The following is a 19,526-nucleotide window of genomic DNA, read 5'->3' as shown; positions in this document are numbered from 1 at the left end:
AACCACCACACTATAAAGCTACGCAAAACCTAAGGCTGCGGGTTATCCTAGAAGGGTGAGAAAGAAAAAGCACTCCACGCCCAGCAAAGCCGCTGTGCGAACAGTTAACGCCGAAGCAAATCCAAGCCCGCAACAGGTACCGGTGAGCTCAACCCAAACACCGCAACCTGCCCCCTCGGAGAAGAAGGGTGACACGATGAATAATCCCGCGGTACTCCAGATTAATCGGATTCCCGTAACTGAGGTTTTTCCCCGCGTAGAAGATGGCACGTGGGCGGCAAAAGCCGTTGTTGATGAAGCTTTCCCGGTGCGAGCCACGGTCTTCCGTGAAGGACACGATCAACTAGGAGTCGCAGCCCTATTACTAGATCCCAACGGCACGGTCGTCCAACGTCGGAAAATGATCGATATTGCGCCTGGACTTGACCGTTACGAGGCTTGGCTAGTTCCCCCCACCACAGGAGCTTACTCTTTCCAAATCGAAAGTTATTCTGACCCCTATGCCACCTGGTGCCACGATGCGGCTGCTAAGATCCACGCCGGAATCGACACCGAGCTGGTATTCGCCCAGGGTGTGGAACTCTTCAACCGGGCCCTGAATCGTGAGACCTTCCCGCCGCTAGCAGCTGCCGGAATCGAATCTGATCCGGCACTACCGGCTGAATCCGTGAAGGTCCTTAAAGAAGCTATCAAGCTCATGCAAGACCGCAAGCTTTCACCTCAGGAGCGACTATCTGCAGGGTTGGCAAGCGGTTCACGTCGGATCTTCGAAGCTCACCCACTGCGTGACCTCTGTTCACGAACCAAGCCCCTACCGATCTACGTCGACCGTCAACGAGCCCTCTACGGTTCTTGGTACGAGGTTTTCCCGCGTTCCTACGGAGCCACCCAGAATGCTGACGGTACTTGGACTTCTGGGAACTTCCGTGGCCTCGAAAAGGACCTAGATCGAATCTCTCAGATGGGTTTCGATGTCCTCTACCTAACCCCCGTGCACCCCATCGGCACCGCGTTCCGTAAGGGCAAGAATAATACCCTGACAGCCGGTCCAAACGATCCTGGCTCCCCGTATGGCATCGGCTCACCTGAGGGCGGACACGATGAGATCCATCCCGACTTGGGAACCTGGGAAGACTTCGACCACCTGGTTTCTGCCGCTGCTGAACACGGTATGGAAATGGCCCTTGACCTAGCGCTGCAGTGCTCCCCTGACCATCCGTGGGTCAAGGAACACCCAGAGTGGTTCTCAAAGCGTCCCGATGGCTCCATTGCCTACGCCGAAAATCCCCCCAAGAAGTATCAGGATATTTATCCCCTGAACTTCGACCAAGACCCCGAAGGTATCTTTAAGGCCATCTGGGATGTCGTCACTAAATGGATCAACCACGGCGTAAAAATCTTCCGCGTGGATAACCCCCACACCAAGCCACTGTCCTTCTGGCAACCATTCTTAGCCAAGATGCGACAGCAGCACCCAGAAGTACTGTTCCTGGCTGAGGCCTTTACGCGCCCCGCCATGATGCGAACCTTGGGCATGGTTGGTTTCCACCAGTCTTACACCTATTTCACTTGGCGTAACTCAAAGGCTGAGCTGGGCGAATACTTCACTGAAGTGTCACACCAGACTGACCACCTGATGCGCCCCGCATTCTGGCCGACTACCCACGACATTCTGACACCCACAATGACGAATGGTGGCCGTGGCGCCTTCGCACTACGCGCCGTCCTGGCAGCCACTGGTAGTCCGACTTGGGGAATCTATTCGGGCTACGAACTAGTTGAATCAGAACCACGTCCCGGTTTTGAAGAACAAAACAACAATGAGAAGTACGAGTACCGCCCACGCGATTGGGAAGCCGGCAAAGAATTCGGGATTGCCCGCTTGCTGACCAAACTCAATGCGGCCCGAGCACAGCACCCTGCCCTTCAGCAGCTACGTGGCTACCAAACCCTCGATACTACCTCGGATGAAGTTTTCGCTTTCATCAAATACATCCGTAAGGAAAACTCCCCCACGGGTAAAGCTGATGCCGTGATTGTCATCGTGAACCTTGATCCCCATAATCCTCGGGAAGCCAGCGTTAAGGTAGATACTTCACTACTTGGCGTTGACCTACACTACGGTCGCTACCAAGTCAGAGATCTACTAGACGATCAGGTCTACCAATGGGGAACAGACAACTATGTCTACCTCAATCCCGTTGACCGTCCCGCCCACGTTTTTGCCGTCGAATCTCTATGAGCCCCACAGGAAGGATCGCTCCCATGGACAATGTAGTTCCAGTCCCCCAAGAAACCCTAGCCACCGTCGCTGCCGGCGCCTACTATGACCCGCACAGCGTACTAGGTGCACACCCTTACGCTGGTGGCCTCACCATTCGCACGGTCAAGAAACTAGCTGAGCGCGTCGAGGTCGTAACCAAGCAGGGTCGCTACCCGGCCGAACACGAATACGAAGGCATCTGGGTGGCCCACATTCCGGGCTCAGAAGTAATCGACTACCGCCTAGAGGTTACCTACGGAGATACCACTCGCACCACTGACGATCCCTACCGTTTCCTACCCACGGTGGGTGAAATGGATCGTTACCTCATCAACGAGGGACGTCACGAAGAACTTTGGAAGGTACTAGGTTCTCATCGCCGGACTTTCACCGGTCCCCTTGGTGACGTTGAGGGTGTTTCCTTCGCGGTTTGGGCACCGGCAGCCAAGGCCGTTCGCGTCATTGGCGACTTCAACTACTGGGATGGTACTGCAAGTTCCATGCGTGCCCTAGGCTCGTCCGGCGTATGGGAACTATTCCTTCCCGGAGTTGGTATCGGTGCACGTTACAAGTACGAAATCCTGACCCAGGATGGCCAGTGGATCCAGAAAGCTGATCCTCTCGCCCGTGCCACTGAAATCCCGCCTGCAACCGCTTCCGTGGTCACCGATAATCACCACGAGTGGGCCGATGAGGCTTGGCTAGAACAGCGCCGTAACACTAATCTTCATGAGCGCCCTATGTCGGTCTATGAAGTCCATGTTGGATCCTGGCAGCAGGGCCTGGGATATCGTGGCCTAGCCCAAGAGCTAACCGCATATGTTAAGGAAATGGGTTACACCCACGTTGAGTTCATGCCCGTAGCCGAACACCCCTTCGGAGGTTCCTGGGGCTACCAGGTAACCAGCTACTACGCGCCCTCGTCGCGCTACGGTACTCCCGATGATTTCAAGTACCTCATTGATACCCTGCACCAAAACGGTATCGGCGTCATTTTGGACTGGGTTCCCGCCCACTTCCCCAAGGATGCTTGGGCGCTGGCTCGTTTCGATGGCTCCTGCCTGTATGAGGATCCGAACCCGAAGCGTGGCGAGCACCCGGACTGGGGAACCCTAGTGTTCAACTTTGGCCGCGCAGAAGTTCGTAACTTCCTAGTAGCAAACGCACTGTACTGGCTCGAAGAGTTCCACATCGACGGCCTACGCGTTGACGCGGTAGCTTCCATGCTTTACCTCGACTACTCGCGTGAAGACGGACAGTGGGAACCGAATATCTACGGTGGCCGCGAAAACCTAGAAGCGATTTCTTTCCTCCAGGAAGCAAACGCCACAGCCTACCGTCGCAACCCCGGTATTGTCATGATCGCAGAAGAATCTACCGCTTGGCCGGGAGTTACGGCACCCACTGATGGTGGCGGCCTAGGCTTCGGCATGAAGTGGAATATGGGTTGGATGAACGATACTCTTCGCTACGTCGAAGAAGATCCAGTTAACCGCAAGTGGCACCACGGTGAGCTCACCTTCTCCTTGGTTTATGCGTTCTCTGAGAACTTCGTCCTCCCGCTTTCTCACGACGAGGTGGTACACGGAAAGGGCTCTATCTTCAATAAGCTGCCGGGTGACAAGTGGCAGAAGCTTGCGGGCATGCGCCTACTTTATGCCTACCAGTGGTCACACCCCGGAAAGCAGTTGCTCTTTATGGGCCAGGATCTTGGTGCCGTGGGCGAATGGAATCCTGACTGGTCCGTGGACTGGGATCTACTGAAGGACCCGCAGCATGAGGGTCTGCGCAAGTGCCTAGCGCGCATGAACCACCTATACCGTGATCTACCTGCTTTCTGGGTTGATGGACATGAGGGTTTTGAGTGGATCGACGCGAATGATGCCAACGCAAATTTGATCACTTATCTGCGTCGTGGTCGCGATCCTCAGGATCTAGTAGTTTGCATTATGAACTTCTCTGGTATGCCCCATGAAAACTATCGCATCGGCCTACCCGAGGGTGGACACTGGGAAGAAATCCTCAATACCGACAGCGTGGAATACGGTGGTTCGGGCGTAGGTAATCTTGGTGCTTTCGACGCCGAGGAAACGCCTTGGAACGGACGGCCTTATTCAGCAGCGCTCCGCGTGCCTCCACTAGGCGCATTGTGGCTACGCCCGGCTAGGTAGTCCGACTGCTTCACTGGGGGTTTGTTAGCTTGTCTATCGGCTAACAAACCCCCAGTTCTATGCCCTTGCGTGGATTTCCCCAGCTGCTGGCGTGCTAAAATATTCTCCATATTTTTTAGCGGTTGAGATTAGGTTCAACGTGGTTTTCTGATCTGAACCTTGATTATGACAGGGTTTTATTTAGGGGAGATTATGCATTTAGCGGTAGATTGGTCCACAATTCCAACTCAGTTTGTAACTCTGACAGCAGCTTTCGTCATTTGCTCACTGCTGGGTGTTGAAAGGCACTTCCATCAGAAGAATGCCGGCGTTAAAACCCACGTTCTGGTTGGTATGGGTGCTTGTATCTTTACCCTGATCTCTGCCTATGGATTCGCTCCAGTTCTGGGAGCCGATGTCCATCTGGACCCTTCACGTATTGCGGCGCAGATTGTTTCCGGGATTGGTTTCCTAGGCGCGGGCGTAATCTTCGTAAATAATGACACCGTCAGGGGGCTAACTACCGCCGCAACTGTTTGGCTTTCAGCAGCTATCGGCATGGCGTGCGGGGCTTCGATGATTCCCCTAGCAGTTTATGCTCTTTTCCTCCATTACGTAACGGTCTTTGCCATCGGTCCACTTTCGAATCTAGTCCCTGAGACAGGTAGAAATAAACGAACCGTGATTGAGTATGAGGCCGGTCAGGGCGTCATGCGACGCATCATGCTTACGGCTACCCAGCTTGGTTTTAAAGGAATGGTGAATAAGTCCTCCCCCATTCGTACCGAAAGTGGAAAAGGTATGCGCGTGATCATGCAGTTCGAGGGCCATGCCCCGACCGAAGAGCTGGATATGGCTCTAGCGCAAGTCGAGGGGGTTCTGGCCGTCGATACGGTGACCAAGGATCGCTTAGACTAACTCCCCGATTAATGCCGTGGGCTTGAACCGGGATTCTTAGAATAGTAGCGAAGCCAGTCTGGCACGTGCATTCTTAACGCGAGCGTCGCCTGCCCCAAGAATCGTAAAGTATTCGACTAGCCGATCTTTAGCGGCAGACTTAAGTGGTTCATCCTGGGTGGCTACAAGATTGAGTAACTCATTGAACGCGTCGTCTATCTGCCCAGACTTAAAGCGCTCATCGATTTGCGCCAGTGGATCTTCACTTTCGCTGGCTGCACGGAGCGCTAATTTGGCACCCGCTAGTTGCCGTTTCGCTTCTTGATCTTGTGGACGAACGGTGACCACATGTTCCCAGGCAGCCAGAGCTCCTGCTAGGTCGCCAGCCTCAGCTAATCGTTTAGGTTCGGCATATTCTTCTGGCTCTTTAGCTATTTCTTGATCGTCTGGTGCCTGTACTTGTCCGTTGATCCCATTTTGTTCGCACATTTGTAGCAGTTGCATTAGCACTTGCTCAACCTGCTGGGGCTCGGGAGAACCCGCGTAAAGTGGCACTGGCCGTTCATTAACTAGGGCAAAAACGGTGGGATAATCCTTGATTCCGAAGGCTTGGATTAGGCGTGGGTTATTGGCACCCTCAACTTTTCCTAGTAGGAAACGTCGATTAGCCTGTTTCTCGGCTGCCTCAAGAACCGCTAGGGCCTGCTTAGAGATTGGGTCCTCGTCTACAAAAACCAAGACTACTGGAACCTGTTTCGAGAGTTGCGCAACCTGCTGAAACTCCCCTTCAGTAACCGGTACTGAACCGATTCCGGGTAGGGCCTTCCCGTCTTGTCCAGCATTAGCGTTATTTGGATTAGCACTTTCGGTAGACGAAGCGGTGGGATTTGCTCCGCCCAGGTTAGCTAGGTCTACCGCACCATAGGCGTTTGCGATTTCCTGTTTTTCGGGTTGTTCAGCCACTTATTTTCCTTGAATGTTAATTATTGCCTTCAGGGGTTGGGTTCGCCGGGGCAATATCTTGCCAGGGCTTATTTTCTGCCCCTACTACTACGGTTTCTGCTCCTAGAGCTTTAAGTTTGTCGCTCTTATCCTTTGCCGGGTCCAAAAGTACCACGCTGGCTACGGAAGTAATCGACAAAAGACCCGTTGATTCGGCCTTGTCCGCTCCGAGGAAGGGAACTACCGCTTCAGGTGCACGAAGCTTAGTCCCTTCGAGCTTAACTTTCATCGTTAAAGTGTATTTGACCGAGGCAAATACAAGCGCATCCGAGTTATTTAGCTGAACGGCGGTAATGGGATTATCGTCAGCTTCAACCTTCAAGGTGACTTCGACAGCATCTTTATCCTGATTGGCAGCTTGCTTCAGGTTCGTCAGGCTAGACTTAAGAAATTCCGCGAACGGATCAGTCTCAAAGGTGTCTTTTTCTTTCCCTGATTGGTCACTTAAGTAAGCAACATATTTCGTCACTGCATCGCGGGGAGTAAAACGGTACCCGGTAGCCGTTGGCGCGACTAGGGGAACACCAGCTTTAAGCTTGGGTACTGACGGAACGGTGACGCCGCTAAAGAGCCGTGAATAATTAGAAAGCTTGTAGTTTTCTAGCGAGTTTTCAGTACGCAGTAAAGAAATAGTTGGTAGCTGGCCTTCCCCGCCCTTGGAAATATTTAGAATCCCACGCGGGTAAGCAGGACCGATGGTATCAGAAAGGATATCGGTGGAAAGGTCAACGGGGGCCACGTTGGTATTGGTGGCCTTCGCTACCTGATACTGTGCGGTCCGCATTGCCAATGCTGCTCCAGAAAGCCTAGTTTTCAGCGCTTCAGTATCCTTATTAGCAGCGGAATCAAGCATAACTTTGGTAGTCTGCGACAGAATACGCTCCGCTTGGGCTTCATTTAAGTTTGCTACCGGTTGTTTTTCATCGTAAGTGACAGCCGGGATCGATGCCGAACAGGCGCCCAAGAGTGAGATACTCAGGGCAGCAGCGGCAGCGGCGATGGTTTTTCGCTTCATTTCTGCTCCTCTACTTCCTGATTTTCCTCATCTACCTCAGCATTTTCGGATTCATTTTCTGAAACCTGTTCAGGGCTTTGATTTTCAACGATAGGTTCTTCGACAGGCTGCTGATCCTCAGAAGTTTCCGTTTCAGGTTCTTCCACCACTACTGGTTCATCGGCAACTTTTTGCCACGCACTGTTACCACGCCGACGCCTACGGATGAAGCTCACGGGACGTTCTCCGGTACCCTCACCTGCATCAGAGGTGCTGGTGGCAGCTGCCTTTGCTTGAGCAATTTCGGCCTCCACTGAAGAGAAGTTGGCATCCTCTGGCACTACTACCTGGCCGGCCGCAGATTCAGACTTTTCCATATCCTCTAAGACCTTAGGTAGCGCTCCGGTCGGATACTTGACGCCTTCAACTTCGACTTCATTTTCACCACGTAGTCGGGCTTCGCGCAGGGCTCGACGACGCGGCATGTGAATCTCACCGGTGACTGCCTTAATTGATTGGATCTCTAGTTCGGCAGTAGTGGGACGACTTTCATCTTCAGTCTTCGGTTCGGTTTCAGAATCACTGCCACCGACAGTAAGTTGACGTTGGTGTTCACGACGACGAAGGAAGAGGAAGGCCAAAACCGCCAAAATAGTAATCAAGACACCAAGGGTCAAAATTACCCATTGGAAAGTAGAGCTGAAGCGGTAGGGCCACTCAAGAGTCATTACCGGGGCTTGCTCGCAATCAACGCAGAAGGCCATCACCGAAAGATCATCGATCGGATCTGAAAGTTCTAGGGAAGCGGTTCCCTTAGCAGTTACGTTTTGTTGCCACGCATCCGCCGAGCTAAAAGCACTTAGCGGGGGTTCATCTTTCTCTGCTTTCCTAGCCTGATGCTTAGTTTCGAGCGTCGACCAGTTTGCTAGGCCAACGACGTCGGTGGAATCCTTGGTAGCGGCCCACAAGGCGACATCATAGGGGCGTCCGGTCAAAAGGGTTACTTCTTTACCTTCAGGAACCGTCGCAGTTACCTTCACTGGACCAGAGAAAAGTGGAAGTACGCCACCGGAGGTGTAAACCAACTGAGACTTGGCAACCGAGGGGGTCTGCGCCACGATCTTTGAATCAGCCTTAAAGGCAGTTAACGAAAGAATCCCCGCTAACACCATTACGATTCCGACTAGGAATGCTACTAGTGGCCACAGATATCGTGAAACCGCTTTCCTCACAGTAATGCTCCTCAAGCAATAGGCAATATGAACCTCATGTTAGGACGATTATCCCACGTTAGGAACGGCTTTGATACTCCAGCGGGACAAGAAACACTATGAGCGGAATCTAGATTAAGTAAAACCGAGAGTCTAGCGTCTCTTTTCCCACATAGTTGTTAAACTTATAAGCAGTTGCGTATTAATACCTGACTTTCAATATCTTTAACCGCAGAATGGAGCCCCAAAAGTGACCGATGAACAGGCCGGATTCCCTATCGTCATGCGCGGCTATGACCGGGTGGCAGTGGATGCTGAGCTAGAGTCTCTTCGAAATGAGCTCTCCGCACAGCGTGCGCAAGCCATTAGTGCCACTTCCCGGACCAGGGATTTGGAATCTCAGGTAAATGACCTAACTCGTCAGCTTTCCGAGGGAGATCGAGGCTATTCCGGGATTGGATCCCGCATTGAGCAACTACTTCATTCCGCTGAAGAACAGGCCGCATCGGTCCTGAACAAGGCTAATACCGAAGCTGAAAGCCTACTCGAACGCACTCGAGAAACCACCTCTCGGATGACCCAGCGCGCTGAATCCGAATCAGCTTCAATGGTTTCGGAGGCACGTCGTGAGGCGGAAGAGCGTTCTAGCCGAGCCGCCTCGGAATCGGAAACCCTACTTACCAATGCACAGCACCGCGCCGATGAGCTTGTAGCCGCCGCGACCCGTGAAGCGTCCTCACTACGTACTGAGGTTAATACCCAGGTAAACGATCTTCGCGCCACTGCCCAGCGAGAAACCGAACTCCTTCGGGCCCAGGCAGAAAAAGACTTTGTAGAGATGCGAGTGGAAGCTGAAAAAGCTGCCTCTGCACTTCGTTCAGAAGCCAATAACGAAGCACAACAGCTTCGTGAGAGTGCGCTAGCGGAAGCAACTACCACCCGCGAAACAGCACAGAAGGAAGCTGACCAGTTCTTGAACAATGCGCGTCAAGAGGCCGATGCGATCCTCCGTAAAGCCCGTACTGCCCTTGAGGAAGCACAGGCTGAGATTGCGCGTATGCGCCAAGAAGCTGAAACTGAAATCGCTTCTAAGCGGGCAGCTGCTCGTGAGGCTGACGCTCAGGCTCACGAACAGGCGCGTAACGAGACCGCCACGATGGTTGCAGCCGCCAAGTCCCAGGTCGCGGAGGCGGAAAAGCACCTTGGTGAGACACTGCAGCGCGCCGAACGCCTACTTTCTGATACCGACGCAGTAGTTCGTCGCCGTCAGGAAGAAGCCCGTCGAGCTGCTGACGCCACTTTGGTCCAAGCAGAGGCGGAGGCTCAGCAGATCCGTGAATCGGCTCGTAGTGAAGCCGCAAACGAACGGCTCTTGGCGCAGCGCACCGTTGAGAAACTCGAACGTCAGCGTCAAGCCGTCTCCACTTACCTCGAAGAAATGCGTGGCCTACTAGGTACTGCGCCCGGTTTCTCTCCCGAGATTGCTGCAGCTCAGGCTTCTTCCGCGATCGAATCTCACTCGGAACGGGCTCAGCTAGATAAATCCACTTCTGTACCAGCAGAAAAAGAAGATCTATTTACTGCTGAAGATTCACAACAGTAAACAGATCTTAAGACTCACTCTTGGGGCTTCCTTTTAGGAGGCCCCAAGTTGCATTTTACGAAGGATCTTAGCCAGTAGCGCTGGAGCTTCATTGGGCAATAAGTGTCCCTTCCCCTCAAGAATCCGAGGAGTAACTGATAGTGCGCGGGCAAGGTCTTCAGCATCGGCTATCGAAGAGGCCGGATCTTCCGTTCCTTGAACGATCGTAACTGGAAACTCACGCCGGGATTTCAGTAGTTCAAGCTCAGAAAGGCGATTTTCCCGGTTCGCCATTGCGCGTTGGCACCAAGCAAATGATTCGGCTGTTAATCCTTCGGTTGCCGCTAGCACTTCTGCCTTTACCTGGTCAGTTGCGCTTGCTCCCAAAAGTGAAAGTGCGGACTCCTTGATAGGTTCCAAATCGGCTCCCGCCATTATCGAAACCGCTTTTGAGAGCCGTTTACTTCGCGCCTCTTCACTGTCTGTTCGGCCGTTTGTGCCCACTAGCAGCATTCCTCGGACACGTTCGTCATTAATCGCAAGGGTCTGAGCTACATATCCTCCCAGAGAGTTGCCAGCTACGATCAACCGGGTCAGACCATAGTCATCGACAACTTTTCGGATTACTTCCGCGTAACCTTCGATACTGGGCACTGGATCCGGTAGCGGTTCCCCAAACCATCCCGGAGCGTTAAAAGCGATGGAAGGAAGGTCCCCTAGACCTTCTACTACCCTATCCCACTGGTGCGCGTTTAGGGGAAATGCTGGGATTAGGAGCACGACGGGGACGTTGCTACTGAAAGTACCGTGTGTAAGAATCGTTGGATTCATTTCTTGACCTTTTCTATGCCACCGGAGGTAGATTTCGATCCCAACATGAGCTGTGCCAGTGGCGGCGCCCGGCAAGATCTTGTGCTGGCCCCATTATTGAGCCTTCCGACCACACTACAACGTGAGGGTTTCCTTGGAAAACGGTTTGTCCGCATCCCGGGCAAATGTAGTCTTTTTGACCTGAAAAAACCTGTCGAACTGAATAGGTGACACCGAGTCTAGTTACGGTTCTAGGTACAGAACCTAGGCGCGCCATATTCAAAGGAACATGACGCGCCTGGTTACGTTTGTTGCTACGCCTAGGAGACATTTACTCCACGATCTGGCCCTTGCGGTATACCGCAAGAGGCTTGAAGTTAGCGTCTACGCAGACGGCATCAGCGCGTTTGCCTGCAGCTAGTGCTCCGATGGAGGTGTCACCTAGAATCTTGGCGCCTTGTTCGGAAGCGCAGTAGACCACATCAACCAACGGCATACCAAAGTCGACAAGTAGGCGAACTTGGTCCAAGAGATGAGAGGTTCCACCGGCAATCGCATCACCACCGGTTAGTCGCGCAATCCCGTCTTTTACCGTTACTGCCTGTGGTCCCAGCACGTAGGAACCGTCGGGCATACCGGCTGCTGCCATCGCATCAGTTACGAAGACAATGTTTTCACGACCTACGGTTTCATATACATCGCGAACAATCGAGGGGTGCAGGTGGATACCATCGGCAATCATTTCCAGCACTACCCCACCACGCTTGGCATCAGATAGGCACTCGGCGATCGGACCAGGGTTACGGTGATGTAGGGGTCGCATACCGTTGAAGAGGTGCGTAACGGTAGCTCGGGGGCTTAGAGGTTTCTCAGCCTTTGCGAGGTGTTCACGTGCATCCTCTAGGGCAGCGCGTACTGGTGCCGGATCAGAATCCGTATGTCCGAAAGACGGTAGTGCTCCATTGTTGATCAAGGCCGCGCTGACACCATCAGGGCCGGTAATATTCGGCTTTTCAGGAGCGATTGTCATCGTCTTTACGTGCCCACGCCCGGCAGCAATGAGTTCCTTGGTCAATTCGGCATCAGGGTCGATGATGAATCGAGGATCTTGTGCTCCACAACGATCCTTAGATACGAAAGGACCTTCAAAGTGGATACCAGCTAGTTCACCGGCTTCACATTGGTCTGCCATTAAAGCGGCTCGAGCCTTTAAGGTCTCAGGATCAGCCGTAACGCAGGAGCCCACTAGAGATGTGGTACCGTGACGACGGTGTTCCATAATAGCCGTTTGTAGTTCTTCCGCAGTGGTGGAATCTGGGAATGAAGCACCCCCGCCACCATGGCAGTGTACGTCAACCAGACCAGGAAGGATATACCCCTCTACGACTTCCCCTTCAGGAAGATCTGCAGGAGCAGATTCGGAGCTACCTACGTAGGAAATTTTTTCATCTTCAAAAACTAAGACACCATCTTCAAGGACGGTGTCTGCGGTGACAACTGCACCACGCAAAACAACTTTGTTACTCATATCTCTATTATGGCACTATCAGAGGAAAACACAAAAACCTCTAGAATAGTGTCCCCTGCGGGTCCTCAATCCCTCGTAGTGCATCGTAATCGAGGGTTACGCAAGCAAATCCACGGTCTTCCGCTAGTACTCGCGCTTGTGGTTTTATTACCTGTGCGGCGAAGACACCTTTTAGACCTGAAAGCAACGAGTCGCGTGAGAGCATCTCAAAATAGCGGGTCAATTGCTCCACCCCATCGATTCCTCCGACACGCTTCACCTCGATGATGACCGGTTCACCATCAGCATTGCGGCACATCAAATCTACGGGTCCAATGGGGGTTGGGTACTCACGTCGGACCAGTTTCAAACCGGGTATTACTGCGCCGGGATCGCGGGCCAGGAGTTCTTGTAGATGAGCTTCCACGCCGTCTTTTGTCAGACCTGGGTCAATCCCTAGGTCGTGCTCGTATTCTGCATGCACTTCAAAAATGGTAATGCGGAGCAGGTCATCAGATTTCTGCGCAGTAACATCCCAGATCTCGAGGGCTTCGGGAGCGACAGACTCGTCCGGCTCTTTTACCTCTAGCTTCGCTGGCGGACTCATCCAGTTTAGAGGTTTATAGGATCCGCCATCGCTATGTACCAATACTGAGCCATCAGCTTTTAGCATTAATAAACGTACGGCTCTGGGCAGATGCGCGTCTAGACGTCCGGAGTAGTCTACCGAGCAATCCGCAAAAACAATCCTCAAAGGGGTTTCCTCTCTAGATACTAGAAAATTTCCGCTTCTTCTGGTGGAGCTGAATCAGCCCAGGAGATCATGGCGTGAAAGCTTGCTTCACGAAGCGACATGTAGATGGTTGATTGGCCATCACGCGCCTCAACTTCCACCACATCAGACCCTGGTCGACGATGTGGATCAGAAAAGGTCAAGGTTGAGCGGCGTAGTTCCACTCCGGGTTTCAAGGATAGTGAAACGGTTCTATGCCACTGCAGTTCATGGGTATTAAAGAGCCCCATGCCGCTAGTCCAGGAATCCTCAGGAGACTTTTTTATAGCCAGTTCGAAAGACCCTACCCGGTGTAGGATCATCCGAATCCGGTACATCCCTAAGACTCCAAGAAGAATCAGGGCAAGAAGCAGCAAGGCAATCAAGAAGCCCAATGAAAACCAGAGTGCTGCTGGCATCAGCCTTAGCCTTCTACCTGCTCGCCCGAGTGTGCGGCAATAGTGACAAGGTCGTTGTCGACCGAATAAATCCCGCCCTTCACTTTGAAGATCTTTACGTCGCCTTCTGTGTGCAGACGAAGGCGTCCCTCACCGAGCACCCCAAGCACTGGTTCATGCCGCGACAGGATACCCAATTCGCCGCTTTCAGCAGGAATCGTAACCTGGGTGCACTCACCGGAAAACAGTGACTCGGTGCGGGAAACAACCGTTACGTACATGGGGATTATTTCTCCTCTGCCTGGAGGCGCTTCCAGTTGGCTTCGAGGTCTTCGATGCCACCAATGTTGTAGAAGGCCTGTTCTGCAACATGATCGTATTCGCCATCGGCAATGCGTCGGAAGGCTTCGACGGTTTCATCGAGCGGAACAGTTGAGCCGGGAACACCGGTAAACTTTTCAGCCATGTAGGTGTTCTGAGAGAGGAACTGCTCGATACGACGGGCACGTGCAACGGTGACCTTGTCTTCTTCCGATAGTTCGTCAACACCCAAGATCGCGATGATGTCTTGGAGTTCCTTGTTCTTCTGCAAGATGGACTTAACGCGGGTAGCGACCTCGTAGTGGGTCTTACCAACGTAAGAAGGATCAAGAATACGCGAGGTTGAAGCCAAGGGATCCACCGCCGGGTAGAGACCACGAGAGGCGATTTCACGGCTTAGTTCGGTGGTTGCATCTAGGTGAGCGAAGGTGGTCGCCGGAGCCGGGTCGGTGTAGTCGTCCGCAGGGACGTAAATTGCCTGTAGCGAGGTGATGGAGTGACCACCAGCGGAGGTAATACGCTCCTGCAGTAGACCCATTTCATCGGCTAGGTTGGGCTGGTAACCCACCGCGGAAGGCATACGGCCCAGAAGGGTCGAAACCTCAGAACCCGCCTGCGTAAAGCGGAAGATATTGTCGATGAAGAGCAATACGTCCTGGTTCTGCACGTCACGGAAGTATTCCGCCATGGTTAGAGCTGACAGGGCAACGCGAAGACGGGTGCCCGGGGGCTCGTCCATCTGGCCGAAGACGAGGGCGGTCTTATCGAAAACGCCAGCCTCGCCCATTTCGACGATAAGGTCGTTACCTTCACGGGTACGTTCACCTACACCGGCGAATACGGACACACCACCGTGGTCCTGGGCCACGCGCTGAATCATTTCCTGGATCAACACGGTCTTACCAACACCGGCACCGCCGAAGAGGCCGATCTTACCGCCCTGGACGTAGGGGGTCAGGAGGTCAATAACCTTAATGCCGGTTTCGAACATCTTGGTCTTAGATTCAAGCTGATCGAACTTCGGAGGCTGACGGTGAATTGGCCAGCGTTCGTTGATTTCGAGCTTTTCGCCTTCCTTTAGGTTGAGGACGTCACCAGTCACGTTAAACACGTGGCCCTTGGTTACGTCACCGACTGGTACCGAAATCGGAGCGCCGGTGTCGCGAACCTGTGCGCCACGAACCAGACCGTCAGTCGGCTTTAGGGCGATAGCGCGAACCATGTTATCGCCTAGGTACTGGGCGACCTCGAGGGTCATGGTGTAGCTGTTTTCGCCTTCGCCCTGACCTGATAGGTCCACGTCAACGTGTAGCGCGTTGTACATGTTGGGGATCTGGTCCGGCGGGAACTCGATGTCTACCACCGGCCCAATAACGCTAGCGATCCGACCGATGCCGGCTGCAGTTACTTCGTTAGTCATGAGTTTTCCTTATCTTGCGTTATTTAGGGCGTCAGCACCCGAAACGATTTCACTGATTTCTTGAGTAATCTCCGCCTGGCGCGCTGAGTTAGCCAAACGGGTGTAGTTCGTGATGAGCTCCTGAGCGTTATCCGTAGCTGTGTGCATGGACCGCTGACGGGACGCAAGTTCAGAAGCTGCGGACTGCAGTAGGGCGTGGTCGATACGGGTAAAGACGTATAACGGCAATACCTGGTCAAGTACGCCCTCAGGCGAGGGATCAAATTCGTATAGGGCTCGCGCATTGGGCGCTTCCGTAGCGGATGCCACCGGTGCGCTGGTTTCTTCCGGAGCTTGGGGCTCATCCACCACGGTTAGGGGAAGCATCTGACGGTCTTCAACGCTTTGCTTGACCATGTTGTGGAATACGGTGAATACCAAGTGCACTTCTGCTACACCGGTTTCCGGATTCGGGTCTAGGAAGCGTTCCAGAAGTTCATCTGAGACTTCAGAGGTCATCTTCTTCGAGGGTGCGTCAGATTCACCAGTCCACGAGCGGGCGATTGGCACACCGCGGAATCGGAAGAAGGCATCACCACGGCGTCCGCAAACGTAGAGCACCGGATCTTTGCCCTCACCCTTTAGTTTCTCGATTAGAGCTTCGGTTTCGCGCAGGATCACCGCTGAGTAGGCGCCGGCCATACCGCGGTCAGCAGTAACACATACGATTGCCACCCGATTGGTGTCAGTCCGAGGACGGGTCAAGGGGTGATCGAAATCGGAGTGCAATGCTACCGCAGCCACAGCGTCAGTGATTGCCTTAGCAAAGGGAGTGGAAGCACCTGCTGCCGCTCGCGCTTTACCAATGCGAGACGCTGCGATCAGCTCCATCGCACGGAAAACCTTTTTCAGGGTTTCCGTGGAGCGGATTCGCTGCTTGTAGATTCTTTGCTTTCCGCCCATTGATTAGCCTTTGGCTCCGGGACGGACGATCTCTTCACGAGTCTGCTGTACTTCAGCCTTTTCTACTTCTTCAGCGGCCTCTTCATGGCGGAACATGGGAACGAACTCTTCGACCTTTGCCTTTAGCTCGGCTTCGGTTTCTTCAGTGAGTTTGCCCGTGTTCTTAATGGTTTCGAGTACCTCGGTATTTGAACCTAGGAAGTCAAGCAGTTCATGCTCGAATCGGCGAACGTCCTTTACCGGGATATCGTCTAGATAACCGTTGGTACCGGCCCAGATAGAAGCAACCTGTGCTTCTACGGTGTATGGGGTGTACTGAGGCTGCTTTAGTAGTTCCATTAGACGCTCGCCTCGTGCCAGCTGGCGACGAGTGACGGCATCTAGGTCAGAGGCGAACATGGCGAATGCCGCCATGGATCGGTACTGAGCTAGCGTCAACTTCAAGGTACCTGAAACTTGTTTCATTGCCTTGACCTGGGCAGCGCCACCAACACGAGACACCGACACACCGACGTCTACAGCAGGACGCTGATCGGCGTTGAAGAGGTCGGACTGAAGGAAGATCTGACCATCGGTAATCGAAATTACGTTGGTAGGAATGTATGCGGAAACGTCGTTTGCCTTGGTTTCAATGATCGGCAGACCGGTCATTGAACCGCCACCGAGTTCATCGGAAAGCTTTGCACAACGTTCTAGTAGACGGGAGTGCAGGTAGAAGACGTCACCGGGGTAAGCTTCACGGCCCGGCGGGCGACGGAGCAGCAAAGAAACTGCACGGTAGGCTTCAGCTTGCTTGGACAGATCGTCGAATACGATCAGGACGTGCTTACCGTCGTACATCCAGTGCTGACCGATAGCAGAGCCGGTGTAGGGGGCAAGGTACTTGAAGCCTGCCGGATCGGAGGCCGGAGAAGCCACGATAGTCGTGTATTCCATAGCTCCGGCATCTTCAAGGGCGCCACGTACGGAGGCGATGGTTGAGCCCTTCTGGCCGATTGCTACGTAGATACAGCGAACCTGCTTGCTGGGATCTCCACTGCGCCAGTTTTCGCGCTGGTTCAGGATGGTGTCGATGGCGATGGCAGTTTTACCGGTCTGACGGTCGCCGATGATCAACTGACGCTGACCACGACCGATTGGAATCATCGTATCGATTGCCTTTAGACCGGTCTGCAGCGGTTCATGCACTGATTTACGTGCCATTACGCCGGGAGCCTGGAGTTCTAGAGCACGGCGTCCCTGAAGATCGGTAATCTCACCAAGACCATCGATCGGACGGCCTAGTGGATCAACGACGCGGCCTAGGTAGCCGTCACCGACTGGTACTGAGAGGACCTCTCCAGTGCGGTAGACGCGTTGGCCTTCTTCGATGCCGGTGAAATCGCCTAGAATAACGGCACCAATAGAACGGACATCAAGGTTCATGGCTAGGCCTAGGGTGCCATCTTCAAAACGCAGGAGTTCGTTTGCCATGGCGCCGGGAAGGCCTTCAACCTCGGCGATGCCGTCGGCTGCTAGAGTAACGTACCCGACTTCTTCAGTGGCGGCCTGCGGTGGCTCATAGCTTTCTACGAAGCTATCGAGTGCCGCACGAATTTCTTCGGGGCGAATGTTCAAATCTGTCATCTGTCGTTCCTTAAAACTATTGATTATCCCGCCATTCGACGCCGTAAGGCCGCGAAATCGGATTTTAGAGTTCCGTCGATAGATTCAGTTGCTAGTCGTAACCGAAGTCCACCGATCATATTGGGATCTACCGTAACGTTGATAGTTACAGGACCGTACTTGCGCTGCAGGATCTGTTGGAGGCGATCCATTTGCGCTTCTGAGAGGGGTGCAGCACTGGTAACGCGAACTAGACGTTGTTCGTTTAGGTGGGCCCCCAAAGAAGCAAGCCGGTCAAGATCAAGAAGTAGTGATGAACTACGTGGTCGCTTAACTACCCGTCGAACGAGATCGAAAGTAATGGGGTTAAGTCGCTCCCCTAGTAGCTTTTGCAACAGGTTATCTCGTTGATCATCACTGAGCACGGAAGCTTTTGAAAGCGCAACGCGTAAATTACGATCGGTCTTTAGAAGACTTCGAACCGCACCAAGTTCTGATATCAGTGTGCCCAGATGTCCCTCTGATTTAGCTCCAAACATGAGCGCTTGGGAGCCTAGGTTATCGAGGCAGGTTCGTAGATCTTCGTCTTCCGATAGTCGCGCCGCTGCTAGGACCTGCACGACCTGCAATGTAAGCGGGCTAACCTTGGACTCAAATAGTTGAGCAAGTAGCTTGGCTTTGTCATTGGCATCGCGTGATGGGTCATTGAGGGCGCGTCGCAACGAACCTGTAGACATAAAAACCTGTCCCAGGTCGAAAAGTTCTTCTCCAACGCGCTGAGCCTCGGTCGGCTCTGCCGACAGTGACGCAACTAGCGCTTTGGAAGCAGCCGCGAGGGCCTTTTCGCTTGCGTTACGCATATCTTCCTTTCTACGCCACCATTTCGCGGTCTAGCTCATCAAGGAATCGATCAATGACGCGGGAGGTCAAAGCTTCGTCCTCGAGGTGTTCACCAACGATCTTTTCGGCCAGGTTGGTTGCCATCGTACCGATGTCAGATCGTAGGGATTCCTGGGCAGCGAGCTGGTCGGCGGCTAGCTGAGCGCGAGCCACTTCGGCCACGCGGTTAGCTTCATTGGTAGCTTCAAGCTTCGCCTGAGCAATGATCTTGCGACCCTGCTCTGAGGCATCCTCACGTACTTGCGCCGCTTGACGATAGGCTTCGTCTAGGATTGCCTGTGCTTCACTATTGGCCGCAGCTAATTTCTTCTCTGCAGTTTCGGCATTTTCTAGTCCTGCACGAATAGTTTCAGTACGTTCATCGAGAACTGCGTTGAAACGCGGTAGGACGTAAATGTAGAAAACGATAGAGATAATTAGGAATACGACTACACCCCAAACTAGATCATAAATATGAGGTAGTAGAGGGTTATGAGAAGTTTTGCTACCGTGCTCTGCGGCGGCTAAAACTAGACTCGTCATAGCCACAAGATACCAGCAACGAAGCCTAGTAGACCAAGTGCCTCAATAAAGGCAGAACCAACTAGCATGTTGGTAAAGAGCTTACCGGCAACCTCAGGCTGACGGGCGGTTGCTTCCTGGGTTTTTGCAACCAACATACCAATACCGATACCTGGGCCTAGGGTACCTAGACCGTAACCGATAACCGCAATTGCACCTTGCATGAGTTTTCCTCCTGTTTGTTAAGGACT

The 19,526-nt window shown here is 53.3% G+C and carries 18 protein-coding genes; 4 read left to right on the top strand and 14 right to left on the bottom strand.

Translation table 11 applies throughout. The annotated features are described in order from the left end of the window. Positions 1-196: 196 nt before the first annotated feature. From BSR28_RS07965 to BSR28_RS07955, 3 genes are all read left to right on the top strand, one after another. A complete protein-coding gene (locus BSR28_RS07965; protein WP_073713879.1) occupies positions 197-2,242 on the top strand; it encodes an alpha-1,4-glucan--maltose-1-phosphate maltosyltransferase in 2,046 nt (681 codons plus the stop codon). 23 nt (positions 2,243-2,265) lie between these two features. Further along, positions 2,266-4,434 carry a 1,4-alpha-glucan branching protein GlgB gene (gene glgB / locus BSR28_RS07960; RefSeq protein ID WP_233120639.1) on the top strand — a complete coding sequence of 723 codons (2,169 nt, stop codon included), beginning with the start codon at positions 2,266-2,268 and terminating at the stop codon, positions 4,432-4,434. A 192-nt stretch (positions 4,435-4,626) separates the two neighbouring features. Continuing rightward, positions 4,627-5,331, top strand: coding sequence for an MgtC/SapB family protein (locus BSR28_RS07955; protein WP_073713877.1), 705 nt, complete (start codon positions 4,627-4,629; stop codon positions 5,329-5,331). 36 nt (positions 5,332-5,367) lie between these two features. Here BSR28_RS07955 and BSR28_RS07950 read toward each other — a convergent pair whose 3' ends face one another. From BSR28_RS07950 to BSR28_RS07940, 3 genes are read right to left on the bottom strand one after another with little or no spacing between them, the layout of a single operon-like run. Next, the gene (locus BSR28_RS07950; RefSeq protein WP_073713876.1) at positions 5,368-6,273 is read right to left on the bottom strand and encodes a tetratricopeptide repeat protein; all 906 of its coding nucleotides are present in this window, start codon (positions 6,271-6,273) and stop codon (positions 5,368-5,370) included. A gap of 16 nt (positions 6,274-6,289) precedes the next feature. Next, positions 6,290-7,327 (bottom strand): hypothetical protein, encoded by a 1,038-nt coding sequence (locus tag BSR28_RS07945; RefSeq protein WP_073713875.1) that lies wholly within the window; start codon positions 7,325-7,327, stop codon positions 6,290-6,292. Continuing rightward, complete coding sequence (locus tag BSR28_RS07940; RefSeq protein ID WP_073709467.1) at positions 7,324-8,538, bottom strand: hypothetical protein; 1,215 nt, start codon at positions 8,536-8,538, stop codon at positions 7,324-7,326. The genes BSR28_RS07945 and BSR28_RS07940 overlap by 4 nt, the downstream gene beginning before the upstream one ends. A 229-nt stretch (positions 8,539-8,767) precedes the next feature. Here BSR28_RS07940 and BSR28_RS07935 point away from each other — a divergent pair, with 229 nt between their 5' ends. Continuing rightward, positions 8,768-10,120 (top strand): DivIVA domain-containing protein, encoded by a 1,353-nt coding sequence (locus BSR28_RS07935; RefSeq protein WP_073713873.1) that lies wholly within the window; start codon positions 8,768-8,770, stop codon positions 10,118-10,120. 33 nt (positions 10,121-10,153) lie between these two features. On the opposite strand, the gene BSR28_RS07930 is transcribed toward BSR28_RS07935, so the two are convergent. The 11 genes from BSR28_RS07930 to atpE form a co-directional block, all read right to left on the bottom strand. Further along, entirely contained in the window at positions 10,154-10,930 is a 777-nt protein-coding gene (locus tag BSR28_RS07930) for an alpha/beta fold hydrolase (protein WP_073713872.1), read from the bottom strand. Between the two features lie 310 nt (positions 10,931-11,240). After that, positions 11,241-12,437: an N-acetylglucosamine-6-phosphate deacetylase gene (locus tag BSR28_RS07920; protein ID WP_073713870.1), complete on the bottom strand. Its 1,197-nt coding sequence runs from the start codon at positions 12,435-12,437 to the stop codon at positions 11,241-11,243. A 40-nt stretch (positions 12,438-12,477) separates the two neighbouring features. Further along, positions 12,478-13,170, bottom strand: a complete 693-nt coding sequence (gene nucS / locus BSR28_RS07915) for an endonuclease NucS (protein ID WP_073713869.1) — start codon at positions 13,168-13,170, stop codon at positions 12,478-12,480. 20 nt (positions 13,171-13,190) lie between these two features. Next, positions 13,191-13,607, bottom strand: a complete 417-nt coding sequence (locus BSR28_RS07910; RefSeq protein ID WP_073709473.1) for a DUF2550 family protein — start codon at positions 13,605-13,607, stop codon at positions 13,191-13,193. A gap of 5 nt (positions 13,608-13,612) precedes the next feature. After that, positions 13,613-13,867, bottom strand: a complete 255-nt coding sequence (locus tag BSR28_RS07905; RefSeq protein ID WP_083563227.1) for a F0F1 ATP synthase subunit epsilon — start codon at positions 13,865-13,867, stop codon at positions 13,613-13,615. 5 nt (positions 13,868-13,872) lie between these two features. Beyond that, on the bottom strand, positions 13,873-15,327 hold the full coding sequence (gene atpD / locus BSR28_RS07900; protein WP_073709475.1) for a F0F1 ATP synthase subunit beta: 1,455 nt from the start codon (positions 15,325-15,327) through the stop codon (positions 13,873-13,875). A 9-nt stretch (positions 15,328-15,336) separates the two neighbouring features. Beyond that, positions 15,337-16,269, bottom strand: coding sequence for a F0F1 ATP synthase subunit gamma (locus BSR28_RS07895; RefSeq protein WP_073713868.1), 933 nt, complete (start codon positions 16,267-16,269; stop codon positions 15,337-15,339). A 3-nt stretch (positions 16,270-16,272) separates the two neighbouring features. After that, positions 16,273-17,895 carry a F0F1 ATP synthase subunit alpha gene (gene atpA, locus BSR28_RS07890; protein WP_073709477.1) on the bottom strand — a complete coding sequence of 541 codons (1,623 nt, stop codon included), beginning with the start codon at positions 17,893-17,895 and terminating at the stop codon, positions 16,273-16,275. Between the two features lie 23 nt (positions 17,896-17,918). Continuing rightward, positions 17,919-18,734 (bottom strand): F0F1 ATP synthase subunit delta, encoded by an 816-nt coding sequence (locus tag BSR28_RS07885; protein ID WP_073713867.1) that lies wholly within the window; start codon positions 18,732-18,734, stop codon positions 17,919-17,921. 10 nt (positions 18,735-18,744) lie between these two features. Next, positions 18,745-19,296: a F0F1 ATP synthase subunit B gene (locus BSR28_RS07880; protein WP_073709479.1), complete on the bottom strand. Its 552-nt coding sequence runs from the start codon at positions 19,294-19,296 to the stop codon at positions 18,745-18,747. Further along, complete coding sequence (gene atpE / locus BSR28_RS07875; protein ID WP_073709480.1) at positions 19,293-19,499, bottom strand: ATP synthase F0 subunit C; 207 nt, start codon at positions 19,497-19,499, stop codon at positions 19,293-19,295. Before atpE ends, BSR28_RS07880 begins: the two co-directional genes overlap by 4 nt. Between the last annotated feature and the right edge of the window lie 27 nt (positions 19,500-19,526).

Origin of the sequence: Boudabousia liubingyangii (assembly GCF_001907245.1) — a bacterium.
Taxonomy (GTDB): Bacteria; Actinomycetota; Actinomycetes; order Actinomycetales; family Actinomycetaceae; genus Boudabousia; species Boudabousia liubingyangii.
Note: the sequence above shows the minus strand (reverse complement) of the source record. Positions and strands in the feature narration are given on the sequence as shown.